Raw genomic sequence first — 26,186 nt, forward strand, 5'->3', positions numbered from 1 at the left:
CACCGGGGACGGTGTGGGAGAGTAGGTCACCGCCGGACAATCTTTCATGAGAGGGCTCCCGCCGTTTGGTGGGGGCCCTTTCGTGCTTTCCAGGGGTCCTTTCCTTTTCCGGGCACTTTCCCCTCGTGGCTTTCCGGCGTTCCTGGCCATGGGCAGGAACGCGGGCCTGTCCTGGACTCTTATGGGCCTGTCCGGAACCAGCCCAGGACGTCAGTAGGCTGGAGACGTGGACTATCGAGCGGTTGAACAAGCGATCATGCAGCGTGGCGTCGAGTGGAGCTTCGAGCCCAGCCTCGACAGGATCGCCGCGCTCGTGGACCTGCTCGGTTCCCCGCAGCACTCCTATCCCGTCGTGCATGTGGCCGGTACGAACGGCAAGTCGAGTACGACCCGGATGATCGAAGCACTTCTGCGTGAGCGCAACCTGCGTGTCGGCCGGTTCACCAGCCCTCACCTCGTTTCCATGCGCGAGCGCATCAGCGTGGACGGCGTCCCGCTGAGCGAGGAGCGCTTCATCGAGGTGTACGAGGACATCGCGCCCTACCTGGAGATGGTCGACTCACAGGGGCGCAGGCTCTCCTTCTTCGAGACCCTCACCGCGATGGCGTTCGCCGCCTTCGCCGATGCTCCCGTGGATGTGGCGGTGATCGAGACGGGGATGGGAGGCGTCACCGACGCCACCAACGTCGCCGACGGCACCGTGGCGGTCATCACGCCCATCTCTCTCGACCATGTCGACTACCTCGGGCCCGACGTCGAGACGATCGCAGGGGAGAAGGCCGGCATCATCAAGCCCGGGGCGACCGCCGTGCTCGCGCAGCAGGAGCTTCCCGCCGCCTCGGTGCTGATGAGGCGGGCCGCCGAGGTCGGTGCCACCGTGGCACGCGAGGGGCTGGAGTTCGGCGTGCTGAGCAGGGAACTCGCCATCGGCGGGCAGTTGGTCCGGCTCAAAGGGCTCAAGGGAACCTACGAGGACGTCCTGCTCCCCCTCTACGGGGCTCACCAGGCGGGCAACGCGGCCTGCGCACTTGCCGCGGTGGAGGCGCTGACCGGTGGGGACGAGCCTCTCGACGCGGAGCTGGTGCGGCAGGCGTTCCTGGGGGTGCGCTCGCCCGGCAGGCTCGAGGTGGTCCGCAGAGGGCCCACGGTGGTCGTCGACGCCGCGCACAATCCGGCGGGGATCCGGGCCAGTCTGGACGCCGTGCAGGAGTCCTTCGACTTCGCGAAGCTCATCGGAGTGGTGGCGGTGTTCGAGGACAAGGACGTCCAGGGCATCCTGGAGCTGCTGGAACCGATGATGGACGAGATCGTGGTGACCAGGAACTCCTCGACGAGGTCCATGGATGTGGACGATCTCGCCGCGCTGGCCGAGGAGATCTTCGGCCTTGACCGGGTGCACCAGGTCGAGAGGTTGGACAGCGCGATCGACCGGGCGATCGGCATCGTCGACGCTCTGGGAGAGTTCAGCGGGGCCGGGGTTCTGATCACCGGATCGGTGGTGACCGCCGGTGACGCGCGACTTCTGCTCAAGGCGGACGAGGCACAGTGAGCGAGCAGGACACCGCGAACGGCCAAGAGCGCGATATGCCGAAAACGTTCTTATCGGACAAGCCGGGCGGGCGGGGCGAAGTGAGTAGACAGGTCACAGTGAGCGGGCGAGGCGGGATGAGCCGGTCGGGCGTGGCCGGTCGTCGGACGCGGTCGTGGCGACTCTGGAGGGACAGAAAATGATCACGGTCACTCCCGGGATGAGGCGTCTCTGCGCCAGCGTGCTCGGCATGCAGGCCATAGTCGTCGGTCTGTTCACGCCGGTCGCGATCAACATCCAAGGCGTCGAACCGACCCTCGCGTTCACCGTCGGCCTCGGCCTGGCACTCCTCTGCGTGGTGGTGATCGGCCTGCTCAAGCGGCCTTTCGCCTACCTCGCGGGAAGCGCGATCCAGGTGCTCACCATCGCCTCCGGCTTCATGGTCCCGGCGATGTTCTTCCTCGGGGTGATCTTCGCCGCGCTGTGGATCACGGCGATATTCGTCGCTCGCCGTGTCGAGGGCGTGACTTCTCGCTAAAGTCGGCCAACATGGCCGTCCCTCCCATCCAGCCGACTCGGGCGGTGTCCGCCAGGCCCACCGGCCTGGTGCGCGTGCTCCGGGTCTCCCTGATGATCGACGTTGTCCTCGGACTGCTCGTCGCGGTAGTGCTGCCGCTGGCGATCGTCGCCATTCCCAACACCATCTCGGTGGTCGCCGCCCTCCTGCCGCCGGACATCTCGCAGATAGCGATGATCAGAGCGCACGGGCTGGCGCTTCCCGCGATGGTCCTGACCGTGCCGGTGGCGGCGGTGGCCGTGCACCGGATGAGGGCGGCCCCGATGATGGTCGCCGGGCTGACCCTGCTCGCCTTCGCCGACGTCGCCGGCGGATACGCCGGGTCAACGGCGCTGGTAGGGGTCCTGCGGGTCCTGCACGGGGTCGGAGCGGGCCTGCTGGTCCCCGCCACCCTGATGGCCGTCCGGGGGCGTTCGACGCTCCTCAGGGCCGTGTGGGCGGCCGTGTTGACGGGGAGCCTGCTGGCCGCTCAGGCGCTCGCGCTGTGGCCCCTCGACCAGGTCGACTCCTGGCGCGTCACCCTCCAGCCGTACCCGATGCTCACCGGGGTCGCGCTCGCCCTCGCCGCGCTCTATCTGGTGCTGTGGTTGAAGGAGGGCGAGGGCGGCACGGGCCCCGTTCCGGTCGTCGCCGAACGCGGACGCACGCTGTGGGTGGTCGTGCCCGCCGCGGGCGTCGCGGCCCTGGCTCTGGGCAGCACGTTCGACTGGTCACCGAATCTGGTGATCCGTGCGGCGCTGGTGTCCATCCTCGTCCTGCTCGCCCTGGCCTCCTCCGGTGTCTCGAAGGGGGCCGCCGGTCGGGCGCCGGCCTACGCGATGATCGCGGTCGGCGTCGTCGCCCTGCCCACCGCCGCCCAGATCACCTACGTCGAACTCGGAGGGCTGGGAGGACCGGGGCTGTCCGGTCTGTGGCCCGCCTTCGTGATCGCCGCGTTGGTGGGCCTCCTGTCCGCGCTGTCGGCGAACCGGCTGGGCGACGCGGCCATGCCCATGGTCACCGCGGGTGGGCTCGTGGTGATGGTCGCGGGCCTGTGCGCCGTGCGGCTGTTTCTTCCCGCCCCGGGCGGGCTCCCGCTGATTCTCCCGTTCGCGCTGCTCGCGGGCGGTGCCTCGGTGGCGCTCACCGGTGCGTTGCGATCCTGCGGCGAGGGGGCGGCGCTTCTGGCGCTGTCGCTGTTCTTCCCCGCGGTACTCGTGGGCTTTCTGCTGGGCAGCGGCGTCCAGGTCAACCGCCTGAAGGACGCCACGACCCCGCAGGCGCTGGTCGACGGGTTCGTGGACGCCCTGCACCTGTGGGCACTGCTCGGGGGCGGACTGGTGCTCGTGGTGATCGTGCTCGGCGCCGTTCTGGCTCGCCTCCTGCCAGGCACCCCGGTGAGCCCGGGGGACACCCGGGACACTCCGGCAGGTGCGGGCGGCTTCTCGCCCGCGGCGCGATCCACTTCCGGGCTGGTGCCTCCTCCCGCCGGGGAGGCCGATTCCGCCGGTGGCGCGTGGCCGGCCGCCACGGCGTCGGGACCTCCCGGAAGGGTCGGTCCTTCCAGGCAGGTCAAGCCGTCCGAGCGGGTCGGGCAGCCCGGGCGGTCCGAACAGGACGGGCAGGTGGGACACGGGGTGGTGCGGCCACGGTCCGAGGCCGCACCGAGGCCGCAGGGCCGTCCGAATCCCGAGGCGGGACCTATGGCCGCGACCGGATCCAAGGGCGGGTCCGCGGCCGCCACCGGGGGAGGGCAGGGGGTGGGCAAGGGTGGGAGACCCAGGCCCCGGCACGAGCCCGACCGTGTTCCCGAGCGCGACCCCGAGCCGGAGACGGAGGCCGAGCCGGAGAAGGTCGTCGCGCCGCCCGTGGTGGTGCCCCCGCCCGCGCCCTCGCCCGAGGACGGCCCGGGAAGTGGGCCGGCCCTCCAGTGACCTCGCCGACCACGGGTAATCGCGCGAAGGACGGTAAACTTCGCGCGATTACCGCAGTCCGCGACCCATACATGTTCAAAGGAGAACTCCAGTGTCCGAGCGCACTCTTGTCCTGATCAAGCCCGATGGTGTGGCGCGTGGTCTCATCGGCGATGTGATCGCCCGTGTCGAGCGCAAGGGGCTGAAGGTCGTGGCGCTGGAGCTGCGCACCCTGGACGTCGAGACCGCCAAGACGCACTACGCGGAGCACTCCGAGCGGCCGTTCTTCGGCGAGCTGGTGGAGTTCATCACCTCCGGTCCGCTGGTCGCGCTGGTGCTTGAGGGGCCGCGGGCCATCGAGGCATTCCGTGGTCTCGCGGGCCTCACCGACCCCGTCAAGTCCGCGCCCGGCACCATCCGCGGCGACCACGCCCTGGAGATCGGCGAGAACGTCGTCCACGGCTCCGACTCTCCCGAGTCCGCCGCGAGGGAGATCAAGATCTTCTTCCCGGATCGCTTCTAGAACGCGCGCTTTCGCCGCGATTGCCGGGCCCCGCCGTCCTTGTGGACGGCGGGGCCCGCCTTGTTCGGTTAACCCAAGATTTTGCTGCGGCAGGCCGCCTCATTGCGCTCAACGGTGGGTACGTCACGTTACGATTCGAGTGCGTTCCGTAGTTTTCGCCGACGACCTGACGGAAGGAGGCCGGCCTTCCTCATGGGCAGCAATCTTGCTTTTCTGGGCCGCGACATGGCGGTCGACCTCGGCACCGCGAACACCCTCGTGTATGTGCGGGGCCGCGGGATCGTGCTCAACGAGCCGTCCGTCGTAGCGATCAACACCGCGACGGGGAAGATCGTGGCCGTTGGTATCGAGGCCAAGCGGATGATAGGCCGCACTCCCGGAAACATCGTGGCCATCCGCCCGCTCAAGGACGGCGTCATCGCCGATTTCGACGTCACCGAGCGCATGCTGCGCTACTTCATCCAGCGGGTGCACAAGCGCCGCCACTTCGCCAAGCCGCGCATCATCATCGCCGTGCCGAGCGGGATCACCGGTGTCGAGCAGCGAGCGGTCAAGGAGGCCGGTTACCAGGCGGGTGCGCGCAGGGTCTACATCGTCGAGGAGCCCATGGCGGCCGCGATCGGTGCCGGGCTTCCCGTGCACGAGCCCACCGGCAACATGGTGATCGACATAGGCGGCGGGACCACCGAGGTGGCGATCATCTCGATGGGCGGTGTGGTCACCAGCCAGTCGATCAGGGTGGGCGGCGACGAGCTCGATCAGGCGATCATCACCTTCGCGAAGAAGGAATACTCGCTGATGCTCGGTGAGCGCACCTCCGAGGAGATCAAGATGGCGATCGGTTCCGCGTGCACGCTCCCCGAGGAGAGCCACGCCGAGATCCGGGGCCGCGACCTGGTCAGCGGCCTGCCCAAGACGATCGTGGTATCGGCCGCGGAGATCCGCAAGGCCATCGAGGAGCCGCTGAACGTGATCGTCGACGCGGTCAAGACCACGCTCGACAAATGCCCGCCCGAGCTTTCCGGAGACCTGATGGACCGCGGGATCGCCCTCACCGGGGGCGGTGCGCTTCTCAAGGGCATGGACGAGCGGCTGAAGGCGGAGACGGGCATGCCGATTCACCTCGTCGACAACGCCCTCGACTCCGTCGCACTCGGCTCGGGCAAGTGTGTCGAGGACTTCGACGCCCTGCAGCAGGTCCTGGTCCCCGAGCCGCGGCACTGATGAAGGACACCCGCAGGGCACGGGTCAACCTGGGGCTGCTGCTCGCCTCCGCACTCGTGCTCGTGACCATCGACCACCGTTCGGTCACGGAGTCGCCGTTCGGTCCGCTCAGGACGGTCGGCACGACGCTTTTCGGCGCCGCGGAGAGCGCGGGGGCGGGACTCGTACGACCGGTCGGCGAGTTCTTCGAGGCGATGGCCGAGGCTCCCTCGGCGCGGAGCCGGATCGAGAGGCTGCACGCGGAGAACCAGCGACTCAGGCACGATCTGGCGACGCAGAGCCTCGACCGGGAGCGCTCCAGGGAGCTTCGCAGGCTGCTCGGTGTGGCGGGGACCGGCGGATACAAGATCCTGACCACCCAGGTGATCGCTCGGCGCGGCGCTCCCGGGTTCGAGGAGGCCGTCGAGCTCGACGTGGGGCGCGCCGACGGAGTGCGTCCGGAGATGACCGTTTTGAATGCCGATGGCCTGGTCGGCAGGGTGGTTCAGGTGGGCCCGTCCACCTCGACGGTGGTTCTGCTCAGTGACCCCGCCTCGGCGGCCGGGGCCAGGCTGGAGGGTAGCAACGAGATCGGGGTGGTGCACGGCGTGGGGGAGAACGGTCGCCTGGTCCGCTTCCGGCTGCTCGACTCGACCGCGCCGATCACCCCGGGGCATCGCATCGTGAGCTTTGGTTCCCAGCGCGGCGCACCGTATGTGGCGGGGGTGCCGATCGGGGTGGTGGAGCGGGTGGAGGCCACGCCGGGTGAGCTGACCCGCATCGCGTACGCGCGGCCGTCCGCGGATCTCACCTCGCTGGACGTGGTCGGGGTGGTGGTGCAGGCGCCGCAGCGCGACCCGCGTGACACGGTGCTTCCGCCGGCCCCGCGCAAGGCGAAGGTCTCGGCACCGGGGCGGTCCACGCCGCGCTCACCCGAGTCCGACGCCGAGTCCGATGCCGAGTCCGGGCCCGGCTCCGAGGACGGCTCCGACTCCGAGGTCGACTCCACCTCTGAGTCCGGTCGGCGAGAGGCGCGGGTTCCCCGTGGCCGGCGAGAGGGGGCCTGAGGGGATGGGGCGCAACGCGATGTTCGTGGCGCTGCTTTTGGGGATCATGATCCTCCAGGTGACCGTCGTCAACAGGCTGCCGCTGCCGGGGCATGCCGCGCCGGATCTGGTGTTGCTCGCCGTGGTGGGGTACGCGCTGGCACGCGGGGCCGCAGCGGGGGCCGTGATGGGCTTCGCCGCCGGCCTCGTCAGCGACCTGCTGCCGCCCGCGGCGCATCTGCTCGGGCACAACGCGCTCGTGTTCTGCCTCATCGGCTTCATGGCGGGACGGGCGGTGGAGAGCCGGCCGGCCGCGGGGCCGCTCGCGGCGCTGGCCTGCGCGATCGCCGGTCCCGTGGTCGCTCTGGTGACCGGCGCCCTGGTGGGGGATCCGCGGGCCGGTGTGTCCATGCTCACGGCGGTGCTGCCACAGGCGATGATCTACAACCTGCTCGCCGCGCCACCGGTGGTGTGGATGGTGCGAAGGGTCGTCAAGGGGCCGGAGCCGCGCCCCATCCAGATGCCCCGCTCGGCCATGCGGAGTCATGCATGAGATCACGTACGCGGCATCGTGCGCGGTGGGGTTCCCGGTGCGTGCGCCGCGAGGGGTTCGGCGGGGCGTGGACGGGGGGGGTCCGCGAGGTGTGCGGGGAGGAGCGGTCATGGGCCTGATGCGAGGGCGCCTGGTCGTGGTGCAGGTGATCGTGGTGTCGATGCTGGCGTTGCTCGCGGTGCGGCTCTGGCAGGTGCAGGTGGTGAGTGGCCGGGAGTACGTGGAGGCCGCGACCGAGACGCGTACGCGTGATGTCGTCGTCCCGGCGGTGCGCGGACAGATCCTCGACGCGACGGGCCGTCCACTGGTGCGCAACCGGACCACCCTGGTGGTCTCGGTCGACCGCACCCGCCTGAACCGGATGGCGGGCAACGGCGAGGAGGTGATCAAGAGGCTCGCCGCTGTGCTCGGCCGCCGTCCCGGCGAGTTGCGGGAGCGGATCAGGGCGTGCGGGCCCGGGGTCGCCCGTCCGTGCTGGCCGGGATCCCCGTACCAGCCGATCCCCATCGACGTCGACGTGACCACGCGCGAGGCCCTGCAGATCCTGGAGCGGCAGGAGGAGTTCCCCGGCGTCACGGCCGAGGTGCAGGCCGTGCGGGAGTATCCGCGCAAGGGCGCGGGCGCGCAGGCGCTCGGCTACCTGCAGCCGATCACGCAGGAGGAGCTGGACAAGCGTGACGGGCTCAGGGCGGCGTTCTCCGGGGTCGACCTGGTGGGCAGGGACGGCCTGGAGTCGGTCTACGACGTGCCGCTGCGGGGGACGCCCGGGATGAGGCGGGTGCAGGTCGACCGGCTGGGCAAGGTCATCGGGGTGGAGCGGCACGTGCCGCCGATCCCGGGTGACACGCTCATCACCAGCATCGACGCCAGGGTGCAGACCTTGGCGGAGAAGGCGCTGGCCGAGGCGATGAAGGGCGCGCCCAAGGCCGACGGGGCGGCGGCGGTGGTGCTGGACGCGAAGACCAGCCGGGTGATCGCGCTGGCCAGCGCGCCGACGTATGATCCGGCGGTCTGGTCCGGGGGCATCTCGGAGGCGGAGTACCAGCGGTTGCTGTCGGGCAAGACCGGCAAGCCGCTGGTGTCGCGGGCGATCAAGGGCGAGTTCGCGCCCGGTTCGACGTTCAAGGTGTCGTCGGTGTCGGCGATGCTCAGGGACGGCTACCCACTGCACGGCAAGTACGACTGCCCGGGGTCCTACATGGTGGGCGACCGGCCGTTCAACAACTTCCGCGGCATCGGACTGGGCACCCTCGACCTGCACACGGCGCTGGTGAAGTCGTGCGACACGATCTTCTATCGGGCGGCGTACGAGCAGTGGCTGCGCGACGGCGGTCTCGATCCCAAGGGGAGGCCCAAGGAGCCGATGGCGAACATGGCGCGTGCCTACGGGTTCGGCCGCCCCACCGGCGTCGACCTGCCGGGCGAGTCGCCGGGCAGGATTCCCGACCGGGCATGGAAGAAGGCGCTCTGGGCGGTGACGAAGGAGGACAACTGCCGGCGGGCCAAGACCGGTTATCCGGAGGTGGCCAAGAGCAGCCCCAGCAGGGCGGCCTTCCTCAAACGGCTGGCGTACGAGAACTGCCTGGAGGGATTCCAGTGGCGGCCGGGTGACGCCGCCAACTTCTCCATCGGGCAGGGCGACGTGCTGGTGACGCCGCTGCAGTTGGCGGCGGCCTACGCGGCACTGGTCGGGGACGGCAGGCTGCGCAGTCCCAGGGTGGCCTGGGCGCTGGTGCGTCCCGACGGGACCAAGGTCAAGGAGATCAAGGTACCGGTGGTGGGTAAGTTGCCGATCACGCGGGAGGAGCGGAACTACATCAAGGGGGCGTTGAGCGAGGTCGCCTCCGACGGCACCGCCGCCGGGGCCTTCGCGGGGTTCCCCATGGACAAGGTCAAGATCGGTGGGAAGACCGGCACCGCCGAGGTCTACGGCAAGGCCGACACGTCGTGGTTCGCCTCGTTCGCCCCGACGAACAACCCGCGGTTCGTGATCGTCGCCATGGTGTCCCAGGGCGGGATGGGCGGTCAGACCGCGGCTCCGGCGGTACGGAAGATCTACGAGGGCATCTACGGGTTCAAGCCTGACGGGAAACCGTCCTCCTCCATCCTGCCGGGCGGGCGCCCCGCGAGGGCGCTTCCGGTGATCGCCAAGGATGGGACGGTGTCGCGATGACCCCCGTATCGGCGGCGGTGACGTCCGCGAGTGAGGCTGCGTGAGTCGGGCGGCGCCGCCGAGGACGTCCCTCACCGGCCGGACGGTGGCGGCGGTCTCCACGGTGGGCCGGATGGACGGATTGATGCTGGTCGCCGTGGCCGCGCTCGCGGTGATCGGCACGATGCTCGTCTGGTCGTCGACCAGGACCTGGGCGCCCGGCTCGACCGGGCTGGTCAAGAAGCACATCCTCAACCTCGTCATCGGGGCCGTGCTGGCCGGCACGGCCGCGATGGTGGACCATCGGGCGCTGCGGCTCTTCGCGCCGCTGATCTACGGGGTGACGCTGATCGGGCTGATCCTGGTGATCACACCGCTTGGCAGCACCGTGAACGGCGCCCACTCATGGATCATGCTGGGGGGCGGTTTCGCGTTCCAGCCCTCCGAGTTCGCCAAACTGGGTCTGGTGCTGATGCTCGCCATGCTGCTGGCCCAGCCGGCCAGGGGCACCGACCGGCCGCGCAGCTTCGATGTCGTGATCGCGCTGGTGGTGTCCTCCTTCACCATGGGCCTGGTGATGCTCCAGCCCGACCTGGGCACCACGATGGTCATCGGGGTGATCACGGCCGGCACGATGGTCGTGGCGGGGGTCCGCAAGCGCTGGATCGCCGGGCTCACCCTCAGCGTGATCGGTGCAGGGGTGGCCGTGTGGCTCCTCGATGTCCTGGAGCCGTACCAGATCGCCCGGTTCACCGCGTTCCTCAACCCGGCCAGTGACCCGCGTGGCGTCGGCTACAACAGCACCCAGTCGCTGATCGCGATCGGATCGGGGGAGGTGTTCGGCAAGGGATTGTTCGGGGGTGGCCAGACCACCGGCCGTTTCGTGCCCGAGCAGCACACCGACTTCGTCTTCACGGTGGCGGGGGAGGAGTTCGGATTCCTCGGCTCGGTCACGGTGGTGGCGCTGATCGGGGTGATCCTGCTGCGGGGGGTGCGGATCGCGCGCGAGTGCGACGACCGGTTCGGCGCGCTGATGGCCGGTTCGATCGTGTGCTGGCTGGCCTTCCAGTCGTTCGTCAACATCGGGATGACGATCGGGATCATGCCGATCACCGGCCTTCCCCTGCCGTTCGTCTCCTACGGCGGTACCGCCACCTTCGCCAACATGATCGCCTTCGGGCTGCTCCAGGCGATCCATATGCGCAGGCAACCGTCGTTCAGCTGAGGAGTCCGGTGCTCGCTCCGGCCCCGGTGCGGAGTGGCCCGCCTGTGGCACCCTCTCCAGGCGGATATTCTTGACGGCATGTCTGTCGAGTCGTTGTTTCCCCGCCTGGAAGCGCTCCTGCCCAGAGTGCAGAAGCCGATCCAGTATGTGGGAGGTGAGCTCAACTCGACCGTCAAGGACTGGGACGAGAGCACGGTCCGCTGGGCGCTGATGTATCCGGACGCCTACGAGGTGGGCCTGCCCAACCAGGGTGTCCAGATCCTCTACGAGATCCTCAACGAGCTGCCGGAGACGCTGGCCGAGCGGACCTACGCGGTCTGGCCCGACCTCGAGGCGCTCATGCGTTCCGAGGGCGTGCCGCAGTTCACGGTCGACGCGCACCGGCCGGTGAGGGCGTTCGACGTGCTCGGACTCTCCTTCTCGACCGAGCTCGGCTACACCAACATGCTGACCGCGCTGGATCTGGCGGGCATCCCGCTGGAGGCGGCCGACCGGGGCGACGACGACCCGATCGTGCTGGCCGGTGGGCACGCGGCGTTCAATCCCGAGCCGATCGCCGACTTCCTCGACGCCGCCGTGCTGGGCGACGGGGAGCAGGTCGCCATCGCGATCACCGAGGTGATCCGCGAGTGGAAGACCGAGGGCTCGCCCGGTGGGCGCGACGAGCTGCTGATGCGGCTGGCCGAGTCCGGCGGGGTCTACGTGCCGAAGTTCTACGACGTCGACTACCACGCCGACGGCCGGATCCAGCGGGTCACGCCCAACAGGTCGGGGGCGCCGTGGCGGATCCACAAGCACACCGTGATGGATCTGGACGAGTGGCCCTATCCCAAGAAGCCGCTGGTCCCGCTGGCCGAGACCGTGCACGAGCGGTTCAGTGTGGAGATCTTCCGCGGCTGCACCCGTGGGTGCCGGTTCTGCCAGGCCGGCATGATCACCCGTCCGGTGCGCGAGCGCTCGATCACCACGATCGGCGACATGGTCGAGGCGGGCGTCAAGGCCTCCGGGTTCAACGAGGTCGGCCTGTTGTCGCTCTCCTCGGCCGACCATTCCGAGATCGGCGAGGTCGCCAAGGGGCTGGCCGACCGCTACGAGGGCACCAACACCTCCCTGTCGCTGCCCTCGACCCGGGTCGACGCCTTCAACATCGACCTGGCGAACGAGTTCTCCCGCAACGGCCGCCGCTCCGGTCTGACGTTCGCCCCGGAGGGCGGCTCGGAGCGGATGCGTAAGGTGATCAACAAGATGGTCACCGAGGAAGACCTGATCAGGACCGTCACCACCGCGTACACCCAGGGTTGGCGGCAGGTGAAGCTCTACTTCATGTGCGGCCTGCCCACCGAGGAGGACGCCGACGTCCTGGGCATCGCCGATCTGGCCAAGAAGGTCATCAAGGCGGGCCGGGAGGCCACCGGGTCGCGCGACGTCCGCTGCACGGTCTCCATCGGCGGTTTCGTTCCCAAGCCGCACACTCCGTTCCAGTGGGCGGGCCAGGCCGACCACGAGACGGTCGACCGCAGGCTGAAGGCGCTGAAGGAGGCTCTGCGGGGCGACAGGGAGTACGGCCGCGCCATCGGCCTGCGCTACCACGACGGCAAGCCGTCGATCGTGGAGGGCCTGCTCTCCCGGGGTGACCGCCGGGTCGGCAAGGTCATCCGCGCGGTGTGGGCCGAGGGGGGCCGCTTCGACGGCTGGAGCGAGCACTTCTCCTACCAGCGCTGGATGGACGCCGCCGCCGCGGTGGGCGTCGACGTCGACTGGTACACCACGCGTGAGCGCGAGGAGAACGAGGTCCTGCCCTGGGACCATCTCGACGCCGGGCTCGACCGCGAGTGGCTCTGGCAGGACTGGCAGGACGCGGTCAACGACGTCGAGGTCGAGGACTGCCGCTGGACCCCGTGCTACGACTGCGGTGTCTGCCCCACGATGGGCACCGAGATCCAGATCGGGCCCACCGGGAAGAAGCTGCTGCCACTCACGGTTGTCTGAGGTGGGCGGCGCGTGAGCACCGCCTCCGGAAACGACGACCACGATTCGGGAAGGACGACACCACCCTGAAACCCGCTCCTGACGGGCCGCCGCCCGCGCCCGTGGTGCAGCGCCTGCGCGTTCGCTACGCCAAGCGCGGCCGCCTGCGCTTCACCAGTCACCGTGACATCACCCGGGCCCTCGAACGGGCGGTCCGGAGAGCCGACGTCCCGGTGGCGTTCAGCGCGGGCTTCTCGCCCCACCCGAAGATCTCCTATGTGGGAGCGGCCGCCCCCACCGGGGTCGCCAGCGAGGCCGAATACTTCGAGATCAGCGTGACGCGTGAGTGTGATCCCGGCAGGCTGCGAGCCGCTCTGGACACCTCACTGCCTCCCGGTCTCGACGTGCTCGACGTCGTCGAGGCGGGCTCCGCGAGCCTGGCCGACCGGATGGAGTGCTCGGCGTGGGAGCTGCGACTTCGAGGAGCCGATTCCGCCCTCGCCGGGGCCGCGGTCGAGAAATTCCTCGCCACGGAACACGTCGAGGTCGAACGCCTTACGAAGAAGGGGATGCGGCGCTTCGACGCACGTGAAGCGGTGCTGAGCCTCACGGTATTTGAGGTAACAGAGACAACAGCAGGTCAGGCGTCCAGTCAGCCATGTGTCATACTTCGCATGGTTGTACGGCACGAAACTCCTGCTGTTCGACCCGACGACGTTCTCACTGGACTGCGTCTTGTGGCTGACTTCGCGCCGCCGGTGCCCCCCGAGGTGACCAGGCTGGCGCAGGGCCCGCTGGACGTTCACACCGGTGAGCCCGCCGATCCGTTCGGCCTGGACCGCGACATCACGCGCGGCGGCGAAGCGGAACCGGTGGGCAGGCACGTCGGCGGCGACATATAGGACTTGGCGCCGGGCCCCAGGCCTGGCGGACAGTGAGAGACGAGAGCTCCCGCGCGGCGCGGAGACGCGCCCGGGAGCTGAACGGGAGAGCGCCCGCATGCTCGACAACGAGCCCAACGCCGGGGTCAACAGCCCTGACGGGGACACGACAACAGAAGAGACACGACCGCCGACGACCCGTCGCAGGGCCGCGAGCAGGCCGGCCGGACCTCCGCCGGAGCCGCCGGAGCCGGCCCCGGTGGTCACGGCACCGCCCGCACCGGTCGCGCAGACCGTGACGCCCGAGGTCCCCGAGACCTCCACGGTGGAGCCCACCGCGCCCGCGCCCAAGCGCGCCACCAGGCGCAAGACGGCGGTGGCGGACGGTGCGACCACCACCACGCGTCGTAGCCGTGCGAAGAAGCCGGCCGAGCCGGTCGCGGAGGTTGCGACCCCCGAGACCCCTGCGATCCCCGATGCACCCGTGACGGTCTCCCCGGCGCACCCCGTGGCGCCCGTCGCCGTACCGGATCCCTTCGCCGAGGCCGAGCCCGCGCCCCAGGAGGCGCCCGCGGCCCCCGCCAAGCGCACCCGTACGCGCAAGAAGGCCACGCCGCGCGAGGCGCCGCCGGTCGAGGTCGAGCAGAGCGTCCACGTGCCTCCCGCCGAGGTGGAGGAGGCCGAGGCGGAGCTCCTGCCGGCCGACGAGCCGCTCGACGACGAGCCCGCGGGCGAGGACATCATCGAGGAGCGTCCCGGCCTGTTCGCCGATCCCTTCGGCCTGGCCGCCAGGGAACGTTCCGAGGTGCCCTCGGTGACCTTCCAGGCACCCGCCGCGGTGTTCCAGCCGCTGTTCCAGGCCCCCGACCCGCAGCGGGCCGCACAGCCCGCCACGCGTCCCGCGCCGGTCCAGCCCGCCACCCCCGAGCCCGAGCCCGTCGAGGCGAGGGCCGACAAGGCCGACCGGGTCGAGAAGACCGAGAGGGCCGAGCTCGCCGAGGAGCCCGAGGACGACGACTCGGAAGGCGAGGGCGACGACGACGCGGGAGGTCGCCGGCGTCGGCGCCGCAGGGGCGGCCGGGGTCGCGGCAAGGCGCGCGACCTCGACGAGACCGAGGAGACCGAGGCCGAGCAGGACGACGAGGAGCAGGCCGAGGCCGAGCAGGACGACGAGGCCGAGAGCGGCAGCTCGCGTCGCCGTCGACGCAGGCGGCGCAGGGGTACGGACGAGTCCGGTGACGTCCCCGACGACCCGCCGAACACGGTGGTGCGCATCCGCGCGCCCCGTGCCGGCCGCGGCACCTCGGTGGACGAGGTGCAGAGCGTGCGCGGCTCGACCCGTCTGGAGGCCAAGAAGCAGCGCCGTCGCGAGGGTCGTGAGCTCGGCCGCAGGCGTCCGCCGATCATCACCGAGTCGGAGTTCCTGGCCCGCAGGGAGTCCGTCGAGCGCGTGATGGTGGTCCGCCGCACCGGCGGGCGCACCCAGATCGCGGTGCTGGAGGACGGCGTCCTCGTCGAGCACTACGTCAACCGCGAGGCGAGCCAGTCGTACGTGGGCAACGTCTATCTCGGCAAGGTGCAGAACGTGCTGCCGAGCATGGAGGCCGCGTTCGTCGACATCGGCAAGGGCCGCAACGCGGTCCTGTACGCCGGAGAGGTGAACTTCGACACCGCAGGGCTGGAAGGACAGCCCAAGCGGATCGAGGTGGCGCTGAAGTCGGGCCAGTCGGTGCTGGTGCAGGTCACCAAGGACCCGATGGGCCACAAGGGCGCCCGCCTGACGAGCCAGATCAGCCTGCCGGGACGTTACCTGGTCTACGTGCCCGACGGTTCGATGACCGGTATCAGCCGCAAGCTCCCCGACAAGGAGCGCACCCGTCTCAAGAGCATCCTGAAGAAGGTCATGCCGGAGAACGCGGGGGTCATCGTCCGTACGGCTGCCGAGGGCGCCTCGGAGGACGAGCTGGCTCGCGACGTGGCCAGACTGTCGGCGCAGTGGGAGAACATCCAGCGCAAGGCCAAGTCGGCCAGCGCGCCCGAGCTGCTCTCCTCCGAGCCCGACCTGACCGTCCGGGTGGTCCGCGACGTGTTCAACGAGGACTTCGCCTCGCTGGTCGTCGCGGGGGACGTGTGGGAGACGGTCGACGAGTACGTCCGCTACGTCGCCCCGCATCTGGCCGACCGCCTCAGCAGGTGGGAGGAGGGCGGTGACGTCTTCGCCGCGTACCGGATCGACGAGCAGATCGCCAAGGCGATGGAGCGCAAGGTCTGGCTGCCCAGCGGCGGCTCGCTGGTGATCGACAGGACCGAGGCCATGACCGTGGTCGACGTCAACACCGGCAAGTTCACCGGTCAGGGCGGCAACCTCGAGGAGACCGTCACCCGCAACAACCTGGAGGCGGCCGAGGAGATCGTCCGCCAGCTCAGGTTGCGCGACATCGGCGGCATCATCGTCATCGACTTCATCGACATGGTGCTGGAGAACAACCGTGATCTGGTGCTGCGGCGGCTGCTGGAGTGCCTGGCCCGTGACCGTACCAAGCACCAGGTGGCCGAGGTGACCTCCCTCGGTCTGGTCCAGATGACGCGCAAGCGGGTCGGCCAGGGCCTCCTGGAGGCCTTCTCGACCACCTGTGAGTGCTGCAACGGCCGTGGCCTGCACGTCTCGTCGGAACCGGTCGAGGGCAAGCCCGAGCCGCGCGGCACCCAGGGCAAGATGGCCGTGGAGAAGGCCGTCGCGGAAAAGCTCGGCAAGGACGGTAACCACGCGGTGGCGGCCGGTGACCAGTCTGGGCGTGATACGGTGACCGATGCGCTTGATGGAGTCCAGCATGAGGACGGTCAGGCAGCACAGGCTTCTGGCCGGGGGCGGCGACGCTCCCGCAAGGCCAGGTCGGCCGATTAGACCCCGTCCCGCACAGGGACGGGGCCGAAGGCCGGCACCCCCGACGTTCCGCCCGGTTCGACCAGGACACCGTCAATCCGGTACCCTGGTGAACCGGTGCGCTCATGGCGCGCCCTGTTCGCGCGCCTACCCGGTACGTCATCAATGACCACAGCCGGATGCGGGGCGCAGCATCCAGCGAGCAAGCAGTCAGAAGAAGGGTTCCGCGGTGTACGCGATCGTTCGTTGCGGCGGCAGGCAGCAGAAGGTCTCCGTCGGTGACGTCCTTGAAGTGGACAAGGTCGCCGGCGAGGTCGGTTCCACGGTTTCGCTGCCGACGGTCCTCGTCGTCAACGACGGCGACGTGACCACCGAGGCGGGCAAGTTCACGGTTGCCGCCGAGATTCTCGGTGAGACCAAGGGTCCGAAGATCCGGATTCTGAAGTACAAGAACAAGTCGGGGTACAAGAAGCGCCAGGGTCACCGCCAGCGGTACACCCAGGTGAAGATCACCGGCATCGACCAGGCCTGAGTTTCGGGAGTTTTGCGAGATGGCACACAAGAAGGGCGCGTCGTCCACTCGGAACGGCCGCGACTCCAACGCCCAGCGGCTCGGTGTGAAGCGCTTCGGCGGTCAGCTGGTCAACGCCGGCGAGATCATCGTTCGTCAGCGCGGCACCCACTTCCACCCCGGCGACAACGTCGGCCGTGGCAGTGACGACACGCTGTTCGCGCTGGCCGCGGGCCACGTTCTGTTCGGTGTCAAGCGCGGACGCCGCGCGGTGAGCATCGTTCCGGTCGCGGAGTAGATTCGCGCCGACAGACGTTGAGGGCAGGGGTGGATCGCATTCAGCGGTCCACCCCTGTTCGCGTTTTCACCGGAATTTCCCGTAGATAGAGGTAGGAAAGTAGATATGCCGGACTTTGTGGACCAGGTGGTCCTGCACATCAAGGCCGGTGACGGGGGAAACGGCTGTGCCTCTGTCCATCGGGAGAAGTTCAAGCCGCTGGGCGGTCCCGACGGGGGCAACGGAGGCCGGGGCGGTGACGTGATCCTGGAGGTCGACGCCAACACGGCGACCCTGCTGGAGTATCACCGCCGCCCGCACCGCAAGGCCGACAACGGCAAGCAGGGGCAGGGCGCCAACCGCGACGGCGCCAACGGCGGCGACATCATCATCTCGGTGCCCGACGGCACCGTGGTCAAGAACGCCGCCACCGGCGAGGTCCTGATCGACCTGATCGGCGCGGGTACCCGCTACGTGATCGCCGAGGGCGGGCACGGCGGGCTCGGCAACGCCGCACTCGCCTCCGCCAAACGCAAGGCCCCCGGCTTCGCGCTGCTCGGTGAGCCGGGCGACGAGCTCGACGTCATGCTGGAGATGAAGAGCGTCGCCGACGTGGCGCTCGTCGGATTCCCCAGTGCGGGCAAGTCCTCCCTCATCGCCGCGCTCTCCGCCGCCCGCCCGAAGATCGCCGACTACCCGTTCACCACCCTGGTCCCCAACCTCGGGGTGGTCACCGCGGGCGAGACCGTCTTCACCGTCGCGGACGTGCCGGGACTGATCCCCGGCGCCTCGGAGGGCAAGGGGCTGGGGCACGAGTTCCTGCGCCACGTCGAGCGCTGCAACACGCTCGTGCACGTGATCGACTGCGCCACGATGGAGCCGGGCCGTGACCCGATCAGCGACTACGAGGCGATCGAGGCCGAGCTGGCCGCGTACGGCAAGCTGGAGGACCGGCCGCGCCTGGCGGTGCTCAACAAGTCCGACGTGCCCGACGCCCGCGAGCTGGCGGAGATCGTGACGCCGATGCTCCAGGAGCGGGGACTGCGGGTCTTCTCGATCTCCGCGGCCACCCACGACGGCCTCAAGGAGCTGACCTACGCCATGGGGGAGATGGTCGCCGCCGCGAGGGCCGCCGCTCCGATCCCGGAGCCGACCCGCCTGGTCATCAGGCCCAAGCAGCACGGTGACGCGGGATTCGCCGTCCGCAGGATCGACGACCACACCTTCCAGGTCACCGGGGTGAGGCCGGAGCGGTGGATCCGCCAGACCGACTTCACCAACGACGAGGCCGTGGGCTACCTGGCCGACCGGCTGGAGCGGCTCGGCGTCGAGGAGGAGCTCACCAAGGCCGGGGCGAAGGCCGGAGCCGAGGTGATCATCGGCTCCATGGAGAGCGGACACATCTTCGACTGGCAGCCGACGCTCAACGCCGAGGCCGTACGTCAGGGGCCGCGCGGATCGGACAACCGGCTCGGCTAGCGGGGCCTCGCGAGGGCGCCTCGACGCGCGTCCCGTGTGCTCCCCGCCCCGTCCGGGCGGCTCGGATAACCTGATCTTCCAAGTGATCATCTTTGAGAGGTGCGTGTCGTGGACTCTGCGCGCGAACGGATCCGTACGGCTTCGCGCCTTGTCGTGAAGGTGGGTTCGTCCTCGCTCACCACCCCGCGGGGAATGATCGACGTTGACCGGGTGGACGCCCTGGTCGACGTGCTCGCCGCTCGGCGCAAGGCCGGCACCCAGATCGTGCTGGTCTCCTCCGGCGCGATCGCGGCGGGTCTCGGTCCGCTGGGCCTGCCCGCCAGGCCGCGCGACCTCGCCACCCAGCAGGCCGCCGCCTCGGTCGGCCAGGGCGTGCTGGTGGCCCGATACACCTCCTCCTTCGCCCGGTACGGCCTGCGGGTCGGCCAGGTTCTGCTGACCGCCGACGACATGATGCGCCGCTCGCACCACGTCAACGCCGAGCGCACACTGGCCCGGCTGCTGGAGCTGGGCATCGTCCCCGTGGTCAACGAGAACGACACCGTGGCCACCGACGAGATCCGCTTCGGCGACAACGACCGGCTCGCCGCGCTGGTCGCCCACCTGACCAGGGCCGATGCGCTGGTGCTGCTGTCGGATGTGGACGCGCTCTACGACGGCGACCCCCGTCGTCCCGGCGCCCGCAGGCTCGCCGACGTACGCGGGCCCGAGGACCTCGTCGGGGTGGAGCTCGGCAAGGGCGGGGCGGTCGGCACCGGAGGCATGATCACCAAGGTGCAGGCCGCCAAGATCGCCACAGGGGCGGGTGTGCCCGTGGTGCTCACCGCCGCCGCGCACGCCGCCCAGGCGCTCGCGGGAACCGACGTCGGCACCTACTTCCACCCCGGCGGGCGTCACCCGGGCACCCGCCTGCTCTGGCTGGCCCACGCCACCACGGGTCGTGGACGCCTCCACCTGGACTCCGGCGCCGTCGAGGCGGTGGTGAGCCGCCGCAAGTCGCTGCTCCCGGCGGGGGTCACCTCCGTCGAGGGCGAGTTCGCGGCGGGCGATCCGGTGGACCTGTGCGGACCGCTCGGCCGGGTGGTCGCGCGCGGCCTGGTCAACTTCGACGCGGGGGAGATTCCGGGGCTGCTCGGGCGCTCCACCCGGGAGCTGGCGGCGAGCCTGGGGCCCGAGTACGAACGAGAGCTGATCCACCGCGACGACATCGTCATACTGGAATCCCACAACTAGTTTTTTGGAGCGCGAGATGTCCGAGGACTTCCTGAAGGTGGCCTTGGCGGCCAAAGAGGCCGCCGCGGAGCTGGCCCCGCTGCCGAGGGCGCCGAAGGACGCCGCGCTCCGGGTGATGGCCGACGCGCTGGTGGCCGCGTCCGCCGAGATCGTCGCGGCCAACGCGCTCGATGTGGAGCGGGCGCGGGAGAGCGGGATCTCCGAGTACATGATCGACCGTCTTCGTCTCGACGAGGCCAGGATCGAGGCGATCGCCGAGGCGGTCCGTCAGGTCGCCGACCTGCCCGACCCCGTCGGCGAGGTGATCCGGGGCAACACGCTGCCCAACGGGCTGGAGCTGCGCCAGCTGCGGGTCCCGCTCGGCGTGATCGGCATCATCTACGAGGGCCGCCCCAACGTGACCGTGGACGCCGCGGCGCTCTGCCTCAAGAGCGGCAACGCCACCCTGCTGCGCGGCTCGTCCAGCGCGTACGAGTCGAACACGGTCCTCGTCAGGATCATGCAGGAGGCGCTGGCGGGCACCCGGGTGCCCGCCGGAGCCGTCCAGTTGGTCCCCGGGCAGAGCCGCGACTCGGCCAAGGAACTCATGAGGGCCCGCGGCCTGGTCGATGTGCTGATTCCGCGCGGCGGCGCCTCGCTGATCAACTCGGTGGTGCAGGAGTCCACCGTCCCGGTGATCGAGACCGGCGTGGGCAACTGCCACGTCTACGTCGACGCCGACGCCGATCTGGACCTCGCGATCCAGATCCTGATCAACGCCAAGGTTCAGCGGCCCTCGGTGTGCAACTCCGCCGAGACGCTCCTGGTGCACGCGGCCGTGGCCGACACCTTCGTGCCGCGAGCGCTGGCCGCGCTGGCGGCGGAGGGCGTCACGGTGCACGGCGACGCGCGCGTCGCGGCGTACGGCGACGTGGTGCCCGCCGGGGAGGAGGACTTCCGGATGGAGTACCTCTCGCTGGACATCGCCGCCGCCGTGGTCGACTCGCTGGAGGAGGCGGTCGCGCACATCAGGAAGTACGGCTCGGCGCACACCGACGCGATCGTCACGCGCTCGGTCAGCGCCTCCCGCAGGTTCGTCGCGCTGGTCGACTCCGCGGCCGTGGCGGTCAACGCCTCGACCAGGTTCACCGACGGCGGGGAGTTCGGCTTCGGCGCGGAGATCGGCATCTCCACCCAGAAGCTGCACGCGCGCGGCCCCATGGGCCTGCCGGAGCTGACCTCGACCAAGTGGGTCTACACCGGCGAAGGTCATCTGCGCACGGCCGAGGGTACGGTCCTCGCCTCACCCGAGTCCGCGTCCCGATAAGTCGCTCCCTCGGGGCCCCGGACGTCGCGACGCGGCCTTCCGGGTGCCCCGTGAGCCGTTCCTCGGGCCCGGGGCGCACCGCCCGGACCCGGCGAATCCCGCAGCCGCAGGGCCTTTCGCTCTTCCGGATCTTTCTGGGAGTCCGGCGTGCCGCCGGGAAAACGTCACACTCGCCCGCTATGGTGTGGTCTCCTATGGCTGGAGAGCAGGGAAGCGAGCGGGAGTGAGCGACCCGATAGGCGCGGCGGTCCCTGACCCATGTGGCCGACGCAGGAGGTCACGTGGGTCGTCTCGGGCGGGTCGGTCCCTATACGTTGCTGGAACGTCTTGGCCGGGGGGGAATGGGCGAGGTCTACCTCGCCTCCAGCCGCCGGGGTGACAGGGTCGCGCTCAAGGTGCTCCACGACGTCCACGACCCGGGCTCCGAGGCCCGGGTGCGTCTGGAGCGAGAGGTCCGCGCCCTGCGCAGGGTCGAGAGCCCCTACGTCGCCCGCGTCGTCGACGCCGATCTCGACGGTGACCGGCCCTACCTGGTCATGGAGCACATCGAGGGAGACACCCTCCTGGATCGGGTGCGCCGCGACGGTTGCCTGGAGGGCGCCGGCCTGCTCAGTGTCGCGCAGGGCCTCGCCATCGCCCTGTCGATCATCCACGCGGCCGGGGTCGTGCACCGTGACCTCAAACCCGCCAACGTGGTGGTCAACGGGGACGACGAGCCCGTCCTCATCGACTTCGGCATCGCCCACGTCCTGGACGCCACCCGGCTCACCCTGACCGGCACCTTCCTGGGCACCCCCGGCTACGCCGCCCCCGAACTGTTCGCCGACGAGCACGTGGGCGAGCCCGCGGACGTGCACGCCTGGGCGGCCACCGTCGCCTTCGCCGCGACCGGCCGCCCCACCTTCGGTGGAGGCACCGTCGAGGCACAGATGTACGCGATCCTCAACGGCCAGGCCGACCTTGAGGGCGTCCCGGCGGCTCTGCTGCCGTTGATCCGCGCGGCCCTGCACCGCGAGCCGGCCAAGCGCCCCACCGCGGCACTCCTCACCAGCCGCCTGGGCCGCCTGGTGAGGACGATCCCGTCCGAGGCGGGGGCGGCCAGGAAACCGGGCACCCTCGCGGGGGAGAAGCCCGGCCAGGGCAGGAAGCAGGAAGGTCGCTCCAGGTCCGGCACCAAGGGCGAGGAGCCCGTCAAGAGCGGGCGGGCGGCCAGGGCGGAGACCGGCAGAGGAAGGTCGTCCGTTCCCACGGACGGAGCGGTGCGTCCGCCCCGGTCCCCGGCCGACACGGACGGCGCGCCGCGCGGGGGGAGGGCGGTGCCCGCCGGTGAGACGGCCCGTGCGGCCCGGGCGCTCCCGGCGCCCGGTGAGACGTCCCGGGGCGGGCGCCCGGCCGCCGCGGTCGGCGAGGCGCCCCGCGGCCGCTCTGCCCCCGCGAGCGGTGAGACACCTCGCGGGGCACGCGCGGCCGCCACGACAGGTGAGACGTCCAGGACCGGGCGGGCCCCCGCGGCCGCAGAGACGTCGCGTGGCGGGCGTCCCGCCGCCGCGGCGGGCAGAGCCGTCCGGCGGCGCCAAGCCGGTAAGGGGCGGGGCGGGGCGGCCGGAGAACTCCAGGGCGGGGGCAGGGCGGGGCCGTTGCCAGCGGGCAACGCGGCGCTGCTACTGCTGGCAGTGCTGGCCGTGCCGTGCGTCGTGGCCACGGTCATCTGGCCGCCGGCCACCTTCGCCGTCACCGGGCTGTTCGCCACGCTGGCCCGTACGCTGTGGGCCGGGCACTGGCTGGTCAGGAAGCGTAAGTCGGCCAGGACCCGGGCGGTCCTGCGTGTGCTGGGCTTTCCACTGACCTTCGTCGTCTCGCTGCTGACCGCCCTCGCGTGGCCGGGGCTGCCGGCGGCGGCCCTCGCCGGGGGCGCGCTCTGGCTGAGCCTCGGCGGCTCGCTGCCCCCGGACTGGTGGGCGCATCCCGCCCCGGTCGCCGTCGCCGGCGTCGTGTTCGGCGTCGTCTGCGGAGGCATCCTCGGCCGGGAGATCGAGCGGATCGGTGCCGAGCTCGTCGAACTCCGCAAGGAGGGCCTGCGCGCGCTCGCCGTACTGGGCGGGTTCGTCGCCCTGTGTTCCGCGGCCGTACGCGCGATCGCCCTCCTCGTGTAAAGGTCTCTGACGCGGGCGTTCCTCGCCGAGACGGGACGCGTGCGGGCTAGCCGACCTTGGCGGGGGTGGCGACCCAGGTGTTGCAGGAGGCGGGGTCGCCGGTGGTGTAGCCGAGTTTCGTCCAGGCGGCGCGGTTGACACCCTTTCCGGATATCCGGGGCCCGCCCTTGAGATCACCGTTGTGCCTCAGGGACCGCAGCAGTTGGTTCCAGTCCTTGGCCCCCCGGTTCAGGGAGGACCAGACACTCCGGATGAACACACCGCTCAGGCAGTCGGTCTGCAGGTTGGAGCGGCGGATCTGCTCGTTCATTTCGTTCTTGTTCGCGTACGGGGCATCCTCGAATGCCTTTTCGATGCCGGTGAGCCCCAGCAGATGTGTGCCGTACAGCAGTCCCGTCATGTGGAGCAACCAGAGGTCGTCGGCATCGGTGAGCCAGTCCTGGCCGATCTGCACCGTCATTGTCCGCGATGTGGAGCAGTAGTAGACCTGCGACTTCGCCGTGGGATCCACGTCAAGGCCGCAGTAGCCGGCGGGCACCTTGTTGACGAACTTGAGTTTCGGCCTGCCGAACGGCAGGCCGGCGGTCTTGAAATGCCCTCCCCACGCGGTGTTCAGACAGTCGGTGACTGCCGCGATGTATCTCCTGGCCAGCGTTCGGTCGTTGTCTTTCATCGGTGTCTCCGCGCACCTGGTGTCGGCGAGCTTGCCGGAGGTGTAGAAGGGGTTCTTCGTCAGAACAGGATCCTTGATCGGGTAGGCGTTCGCCGTACCCGTGAGAACCATTCCGGCCGCCCCGACCATAGCAATGATCATTCGAATTCTCATGGGGCACGATAATAGGACAGCATCGGATTGAATCCGGCCAGAATGAAAAAGGGCCCGGAGCGGTCCCCGGGCCCTTTTGGTGGAGCTTCTGATTAATTTCCATCGCGGCGGGAGAAGCGGTTGAAGATACGCTCTCCGGCGTTGACCGCGCCTTCCGCGACGTCGCGCAGGACGCCGATGAACGGGTCCTGGGACTGCGACCAGGATTCACGGTAGGAGCGGGCGGCCGCCTTGACCTCTTCGGAGATCTTCGCGTTGGCGTCGTCGGTGCGGCGGGGGTATTCACCGGCGAGGATCGTCTCGTACTCGCCGCTGCGGCGCCACTTGTCGAGCTCGGCGACACGCGAGACGGCGAACGGGTGGGTGGTGCCCAGCAGGTTGAGGACCTTGAGCAGGCCGTCACGGACGTCGCCCGCCGTGTCGTACTCCCTGGCCTGGTCGAGGAAGGCCTCGATGTTCATCTCGTGCAGGCGCGAGCCGCCGGCGAGCTTCATCAGGGCGCGCAGTGCCGCGTCGGAGTCCTGGCCGCAGAGCAGGCCGCCTCGGTCGGCGGAGAGCTCGGACTTGCGGTGCCACTCCTCCAGGCCGGCCACGATCGCGCGCAGGCCGATGTAGCCGAGCGGGATCCAGGCCACACGGGTGGCGAGACGGGTCAGGATGTCGAGCATGGTCCGGTAGACCGCGTGGCCCGACAGGATGTGGGCGGTCTCGTGGCCGATGACGAAGCGCTGCTCCTCTTCGTCCATCAGGTCGAGGAGACCGGTCGTGACGACGATGAACGGGTCGTCGAAACCGATCGCCTTCGCCTGCACCAGAGGGCTCTGCTGTACGTAGACCTCGGGAATGCGGTGGAGGTCGAGCGTGTAGGCGGCGTCGCGGCCCATGTCGTGCAGCGAGCGGAACTGGGTCTCGCTGGTGCGCACGGCCGAGGCGAGGTAGATCAGGCGCAGGCGGCGCTCGCTGACCAGGCCGGACATCTGCTTGAGCACCGTGTCGAACCCGCTGAGCGACCGGAGGGCGACCAGCGCGGACCGATCGGCAGGATGTTCGTAGGCGCGCGAGCTGATGCCGGGAAGCTGCACGCGGTTGCGATCCGGGGTGGTGGTCATGTCCGGCATGCTACGTCGGGTCCGCCTGCCACGCGCGGGGGGTGATTAAAAGCTGTGTACGGCTTGCACGTATGGTCCGTTTCATGATGAACGTGCCTACGGGCAAGGGGAAGCGACGTCTGGGCGTCATGGGCGGGACCTTCGACCCGATCCATCACGGTCACCTGGTCGCGGCCAGTGAGGTCGCTCACCATTTCGATCTTGACGAGGTGGTCTTCGTGCCGACGGGACAGCCGTGGCAGAAGGCCGACAAGATCGTCTCGGCCGCCGAGGACCGCTATCTCATGACGGTCATCGCCACCGCCTCCAACCCCAGGTTCTCGGTGAGCCGCGTCGACATCGACCGCCCGGGTCCCACCTTCACCATCGACACGCTCAGGGAGATCTCCGCCGCCTGGGGGCCCGATGTGGATCTCTACTTCATCACCGGGGCCGACGCGCTCGCCCAGATCCTGAGCTGGCGCGACGTCGACGAGCTGTTCACCATCGCGCACTTCGTGGGTGCCACCAGGCCCGGCCACGTCCTGCACGACCCCGGCCTGCCCGACGGCAAGGTGAGCCTGGTGGAGATCCCGGCACTGGCCATCTCGTCGTCGGAGTGTCGCCAGCGGGTGGCCTCCGGGGAGCCCATCTGGTATCTCGTCCCCGACGGCATCGTCCAGTACATCAACAAGCGCGGTCTGTACGGCGACACGGCGGCCAGACCTTCCGGTGGCCGGTGAGCGGGGGCCGATTTTGATGAAATTCGCTATGATTCGAGAAATTTGCGTGGGACGAGTATCCGCGGCTCATCCGGCATGATCGCCGACCGCGCGGGCCGTGCCCGTCCCACCCGAGATCGACGAACGCGGCCCCGCCCG

21 protein-coding genes are annotated in these 26,186 nt (G+C 69.9%); 19 read left to right on the forward strand and 2 right to left on the reverse strand.

Annotated features, from left to right (window positions below):
* Nucleotides 1–256 precede the first annotated feature (256 nt).
* The 18 genes from ACFY3D_RS37955 (at nucleotide 257) to ACFY3D_RS38040 (ending at nucleotide 23,391) form a co-directional block, all read left to right on the forward strand.
* Entirely contained in the window at nucleotides 257–1,549 is a 1,293-nt protein-coding gene (locus tag ACFY3D_RS37955; protein ID WP_389989236.1) for a bifunctional folylpolyglutamate synthase/dihydrofolate synthase, read from the forward strand.
* A 178-nt stretch (nucleotides 1,550–1,727) separates the two neighbouring features.
* The gene (locus ACFY3D_RS37960; protein ID WP_389989168.1) at nucleotides 1,728–2,066 is read left to right on the forward strand and encodes a DUF4233 domain-containing protein; all 339 of its coding nucleotides are present in this window, start codon (nucleotides 1,728–1,730) and stop codon (nucleotides 2,064–2,066) included.
* Between the two features lie 11 nt (nucleotides 2,067–2,077).
* Nucleotides 2,078–4,018: a hypothetical protein gene (locus ACFY3D_RS37965; RefSeq protein ID WP_389989170.1), complete on the forward strand. Its 1,941-nt coding sequence runs from the start codon at nucleotides 2,078–2,080 to the stop codon at nucleotides 4,016–4,018.
* 91 nt (nucleotides 4,019–4,109) lie between these two features.
* Complete coding sequence (gene ndk, locus ACFY3D_RS37970; RefSeq protein ID WP_350945806.1) at nucleotides 4,110–4,520, forward strand: nucleoside-diphosphate kinase; 411 nt, start codon at nucleotides 4,110–4,112, stop codon at nucleotides 4,518–4,520.
* Nucleotides 4,521–4,712: 192 nt separating this feature from the next.
* Nucleotides 4,713–5,744: a rod shape-determining protein gene (locus tag ACFY3D_RS37975; RefSeq protein ID WP_350945807.1), complete on the forward strand. Its 1,032-nt coding sequence runs from the start codon at nucleotides 4,713–4,715 to the stop codon at nucleotides 5,742–5,744.
* A complete protein-coding gene (locus ACFY3D_RS37980) occupies nucleotides 5,744–6,790 on the forward strand; it encodes a rod shape-determining protein MreC (RefSeq protein WP_389989172.1) in 1,047 nt (348 codons plus the stop codon). The genes ACFY3D_RS37975 and ACFY3D_RS37980 overlap by 1 nt, the downstream gene beginning before the upstream one ends.
* Nucleotides 6,791–6,794: 4 nt before the next feature.
* On the forward strand, nucleotides 6,795–7,322 hold the full coding sequence (gene mreD / locus ACFY3D_RS37985; protein ID WP_389989174.1) for a rod shape-determining protein MreD: 528 nt from the start codon (nucleotides 6,795–6,797) through the stop codon (nucleotides 7,320–7,322).
* A 109-nt stretch (nucleotides 7,323–7,431) separates the two neighbouring features.
* The gene (mrdA, locus tag ACFY3D_RS37990) at nucleotides 7,432–9,495 is read left to right on the forward strand and encodes a penicillin-binding protein 2 (RefSeq protein WP_389989176.1); all 2,064 of its coding nucleotides are present in this window, start codon (nucleotides 7,432–7,434) and stop codon (nucleotides 9,493–9,495) included.
* Nucleotides 9,496–9,535: 40 nt separating this feature from the next.
* Complete coding sequence (rodA, locus tag ACFY3D_RS37995) at nucleotides 9,536–10,699, forward strand: rod shape-determining protein RodA (protein ID WP_389989178.1); 1,164 nt, start codon at nucleotides 9,536–9,538, stop codon at nucleotides 10,697–10,699.
* 78 nt (nucleotides 10,700–10,777) lie between these two features.
* Complete coding sequence (locus tag ACFY3D_RS38000) at nucleotides 10,778–12,688, forward strand: TIGR03960 family B12-binding radical SAM protein (protein ID WP_389989180.1); 1,911 nt, start codon at nucleotides 10,778–10,780, stop codon at nucleotides 12,686–12,688.
* Nucleotides 12,689–12,789: 101 nt separating this feature from the next.
* A complete protein-coding gene (locus ACFY3D_RS38005) occupies nucleotides 12,790–13,569 on the forward strand; it encodes a TIGR03936 family radical SAM-associated protein (protein ID WP_350945813.1) in 780 nt (259 codons plus the stop codon).
* 97 nt (nucleotides 13,570–13,666) lie between these two features.
* Nucleotides 13,667–16,453 (forward strand): Rne/Rng family ribonuclease, encoded by a 2,787-nt coding sequence (locus ACFY3D_RS38010; protein WP_389989182.1) that lies wholly within the window; start codon nucleotides 13,667–13,669, stop codon nucleotides 16,451–16,453.
* A 208-nt stretch (nucleotides 16,454–16,661) separates the two neighbouring features.
* Entirely contained in the window at nucleotides 16,662–16,964 is a 303-nt protein-coding gene (gene rplU / locus ACFY3D_RS38015; RefSeq protein ID WP_030924785.1) for a 50S ribosomal protein L21, read from the forward strand.
* Between the two features lie 19 nt (nucleotides 16,965–16,983).
* Complete coding sequence (gene rpmA / locus ACFY3D_RS38020) at nucleotides 16,984–17,241, forward strand: 50S ribosomal protein L27 (protein ID WP_030924780.1); 258 nt, start codon at nucleotides 16,984–16,986, stop codon at nucleotides 17,239–17,241.
* 105 nt (nucleotides 17,242–17,346) lie between these two features.
* Nucleotides 17,347–18,699 carry a GTPase ObgE gene (gene obgE / locus ACFY3D_RS38025; protein ID WP_350945815.1) on the forward strand — a complete coding sequence of 451 codons (1,353 nt, stop codon included), beginning with the start codon at nucleotides 17,347–17,349 and terminating at the stop codon, nucleotides 18,697–18,699.
* A 108-nt stretch (nucleotides 18,700–18,807) separates the two neighbouring features.
* Nucleotides 18,808–19,932, forward strand: coding sequence for a glutamate 5-kinase (proB, locus tag ACFY3D_RS38030; RefSeq protein ID WP_362907255.1), 1,125 nt, complete (start codon nucleotides 18,808–18,810; stop codon nucleotides 19,930–19,932).
* A gap of 16 nt (nucleotides 19,933–19,948) precedes the next feature.
* The gene (locus ACFY3D_RS38035) at nucleotides 19,949–21,238 is read left to right on the forward strand and encodes a glutamate-5-semialdehyde dehydrogenase (RefSeq protein ID WP_389989184.1); all 1,290 of its coding nucleotides are present in this window, start codon (nucleotides 19,949–19,951) and stop codon (nucleotides 21,236–21,238) included.
* Nucleotides 21,239–21,519: 281 nt separating this feature from the next.
* Nucleotides 21,520–23,391 carry a protein kinase gene (locus tag ACFY3D_RS38040; RefSeq protein ID WP_389989186.1) on the forward strand — a complete coding sequence of 624 codons (1,872 nt, stop codon included), beginning with the start codon at nucleotides 21,520–21,522 and terminating at the stop codon, nucleotides 23,389–23,391.
* A gap of 46 nt (nucleotides 23,392–23,437) precedes the next feature.
* Here the strand turns inward: ACFY3D_RS38040 and ACFY3D_RS38045 are convergent, their stop codons facing one another.
* Both ACFY3D_RS38045 and ACFY3D_RS38050 read right to left on the reverse strand, forming a co-directional pair.
* Nucleotides 23,438–24,217, reverse strand: a complete 780-nt coding sequence (locus tag ACFY3D_RS38045) for a neutral zinc metallopeptidase (protein WP_389989188.1) — start codon at nucleotides 24,215–24,217, stop codon at nucleotides 23,438–23,440.
* A 92-nt stretch (nucleotides 24,218–24,309) separates the two neighbouring features.
* A complete protein-coding gene (locus ACFY3D_RS38050; RefSeq protein WP_389989190.1) occupies nucleotides 24,310–25,335 on the reverse strand; it encodes a M48 family metallopeptidase in 1,026 nt (341 codons plus the stop codon).
* 74 nt (nucleotides 25,336–25,409) lie between these two features.
* On the opposite strand from ACFY3D_RS38050, the gene nadD reads away from it, so the two are divergent.
* Nucleotides 25,410–26,048 carry a nicotinate-nucleotide adenylyltransferase gene (gene nadD / locus ACFY3D_RS38055; protein ID WP_350945820.1) on the forward strand — a complete coding sequence of 213 codons (639 nt, stop codon included), beginning with the start codon at nucleotides 25,410–25,412 and terminating at the stop codon, nucleotides 26,046–26,048.
* Nucleotides 26,049–26,186 lie beyond the last annotated feature (138 nt).

It is taken from the genome of Streptosporangium sp. NPDC000509 (assembly GCF_042898365.1).
In the GTDB taxonomy this organism is placed as follows: domain Bacteria; phylum Actinomycetota; class Actinomycetes; order Streptosporangiales; family Streptosporangiaceae; genus Streptosporangium.

Bases quoted from the DNA above. Each gene is read 5' to 3' on its own strand.
- ACFY3D_RS38010 (WP_389989182.1), top strand. From the start codon at position 13,667: ATGCTCGACAACGAGCCCAACGCCGGGGTCAACAGCCCTGACGGGGAC.
- mrdA (WP_389989176.1), top strand. From the start codon at position 7,432: ATGGGCCTGATGCGAGGGCGCCTGGTCGTGGTGCAGGTGATCGTGGTG.
- mreD (WP_389989174.1), top strand. From the start codon at position 6,795: ATGGGGCGCAACGCGATGTTCGTGGCGCTGCTTTTGGGGATCATGATC.
- rpmA (WP_030924780.1), top strand. From the start codon at position 16,984: ATGGCACACAAGAAGGGCGCGTCGTCCACTCGGAACGGCCGCGACTCC.
- ACFY3D_RS37955 (WP_389989236.1), top strand. From the start codon at position 257: ATGCAGCGTGGCGTCGAGTGGAGCTTCGAGCCCAGCCTCGACAGGATC.
- nadD (WP_350945820.1), top strand. From the start codon at position 25,410: ATGATGAACGTGCCTACGGGCAAGGGGAAGCGACGTCTGGGCGTCATG.
- ACFY3D_RS38050 (WP_389989190.1), bottom strand. From the start codon at position 25,335: ATGCCGGACATGACCACCACCCCGGATCGCAACCGCGTGCAGCTTCCC.
- ACFY3D_RS37980 (WP_389989172.1), top strand. From the start codon at position 5,744: ATGAAGGACACCCGCAGGGCACGGGTCAACCTGGGGCTGCTGCTCGCC.
- ACFY3D_RS37965 (WP_389989170.1), top strand. From the start codon at position 2,078: ATGGCCGTCCCTCCCATCCAGCCGACTCGGGCGGTGTCCGCCAGGCCC.
- obgE (WP_350945815.1), top strand. From the start codon at position 17,347: ATGCCGGACTTTGTGGACCAGGTGGTCCTGCACATCAAGGCCGGTGAC.
- ACFY3D_RS37975 (WP_350945807.1), top strand. From the start codon at position 4,713: ATGGGCAGCAATCTTGCTTTTCTGGGCCGCGACATGGCGGTCGACCTC.
- ACFY3D_RS38035 (WP_389989184.1), top strand. From the start codon at position 19,949: ATGTCCGAGGACTTCCTGAAGGTGGCCTTGGCGGCCAAAGAGGCCGCC.
- ACFY3D_RS37960 (WP_389989168.1), top strand. From the start codon at position 1,728: ATGATCACGGTCACTCCCGGGATGAGGCGTCTCTGCGCCAGCGTGCTC.
- ACFY3D_RS38000 (WP_389989180.1), top strand. From the start codon at position 10,778: ATGTCTGTCGAGTCGTTGTTTCCCCGCCTGGAAGCGCTCCTGCCCAGA.
- ACFY3D_RS38045 (WP_389989188.1), bottom strand. From the start codon at position 24,217: ATGAGAATTCGAATGATCATTGCTATGGTCGGGGCGGCCGGAATGGTT.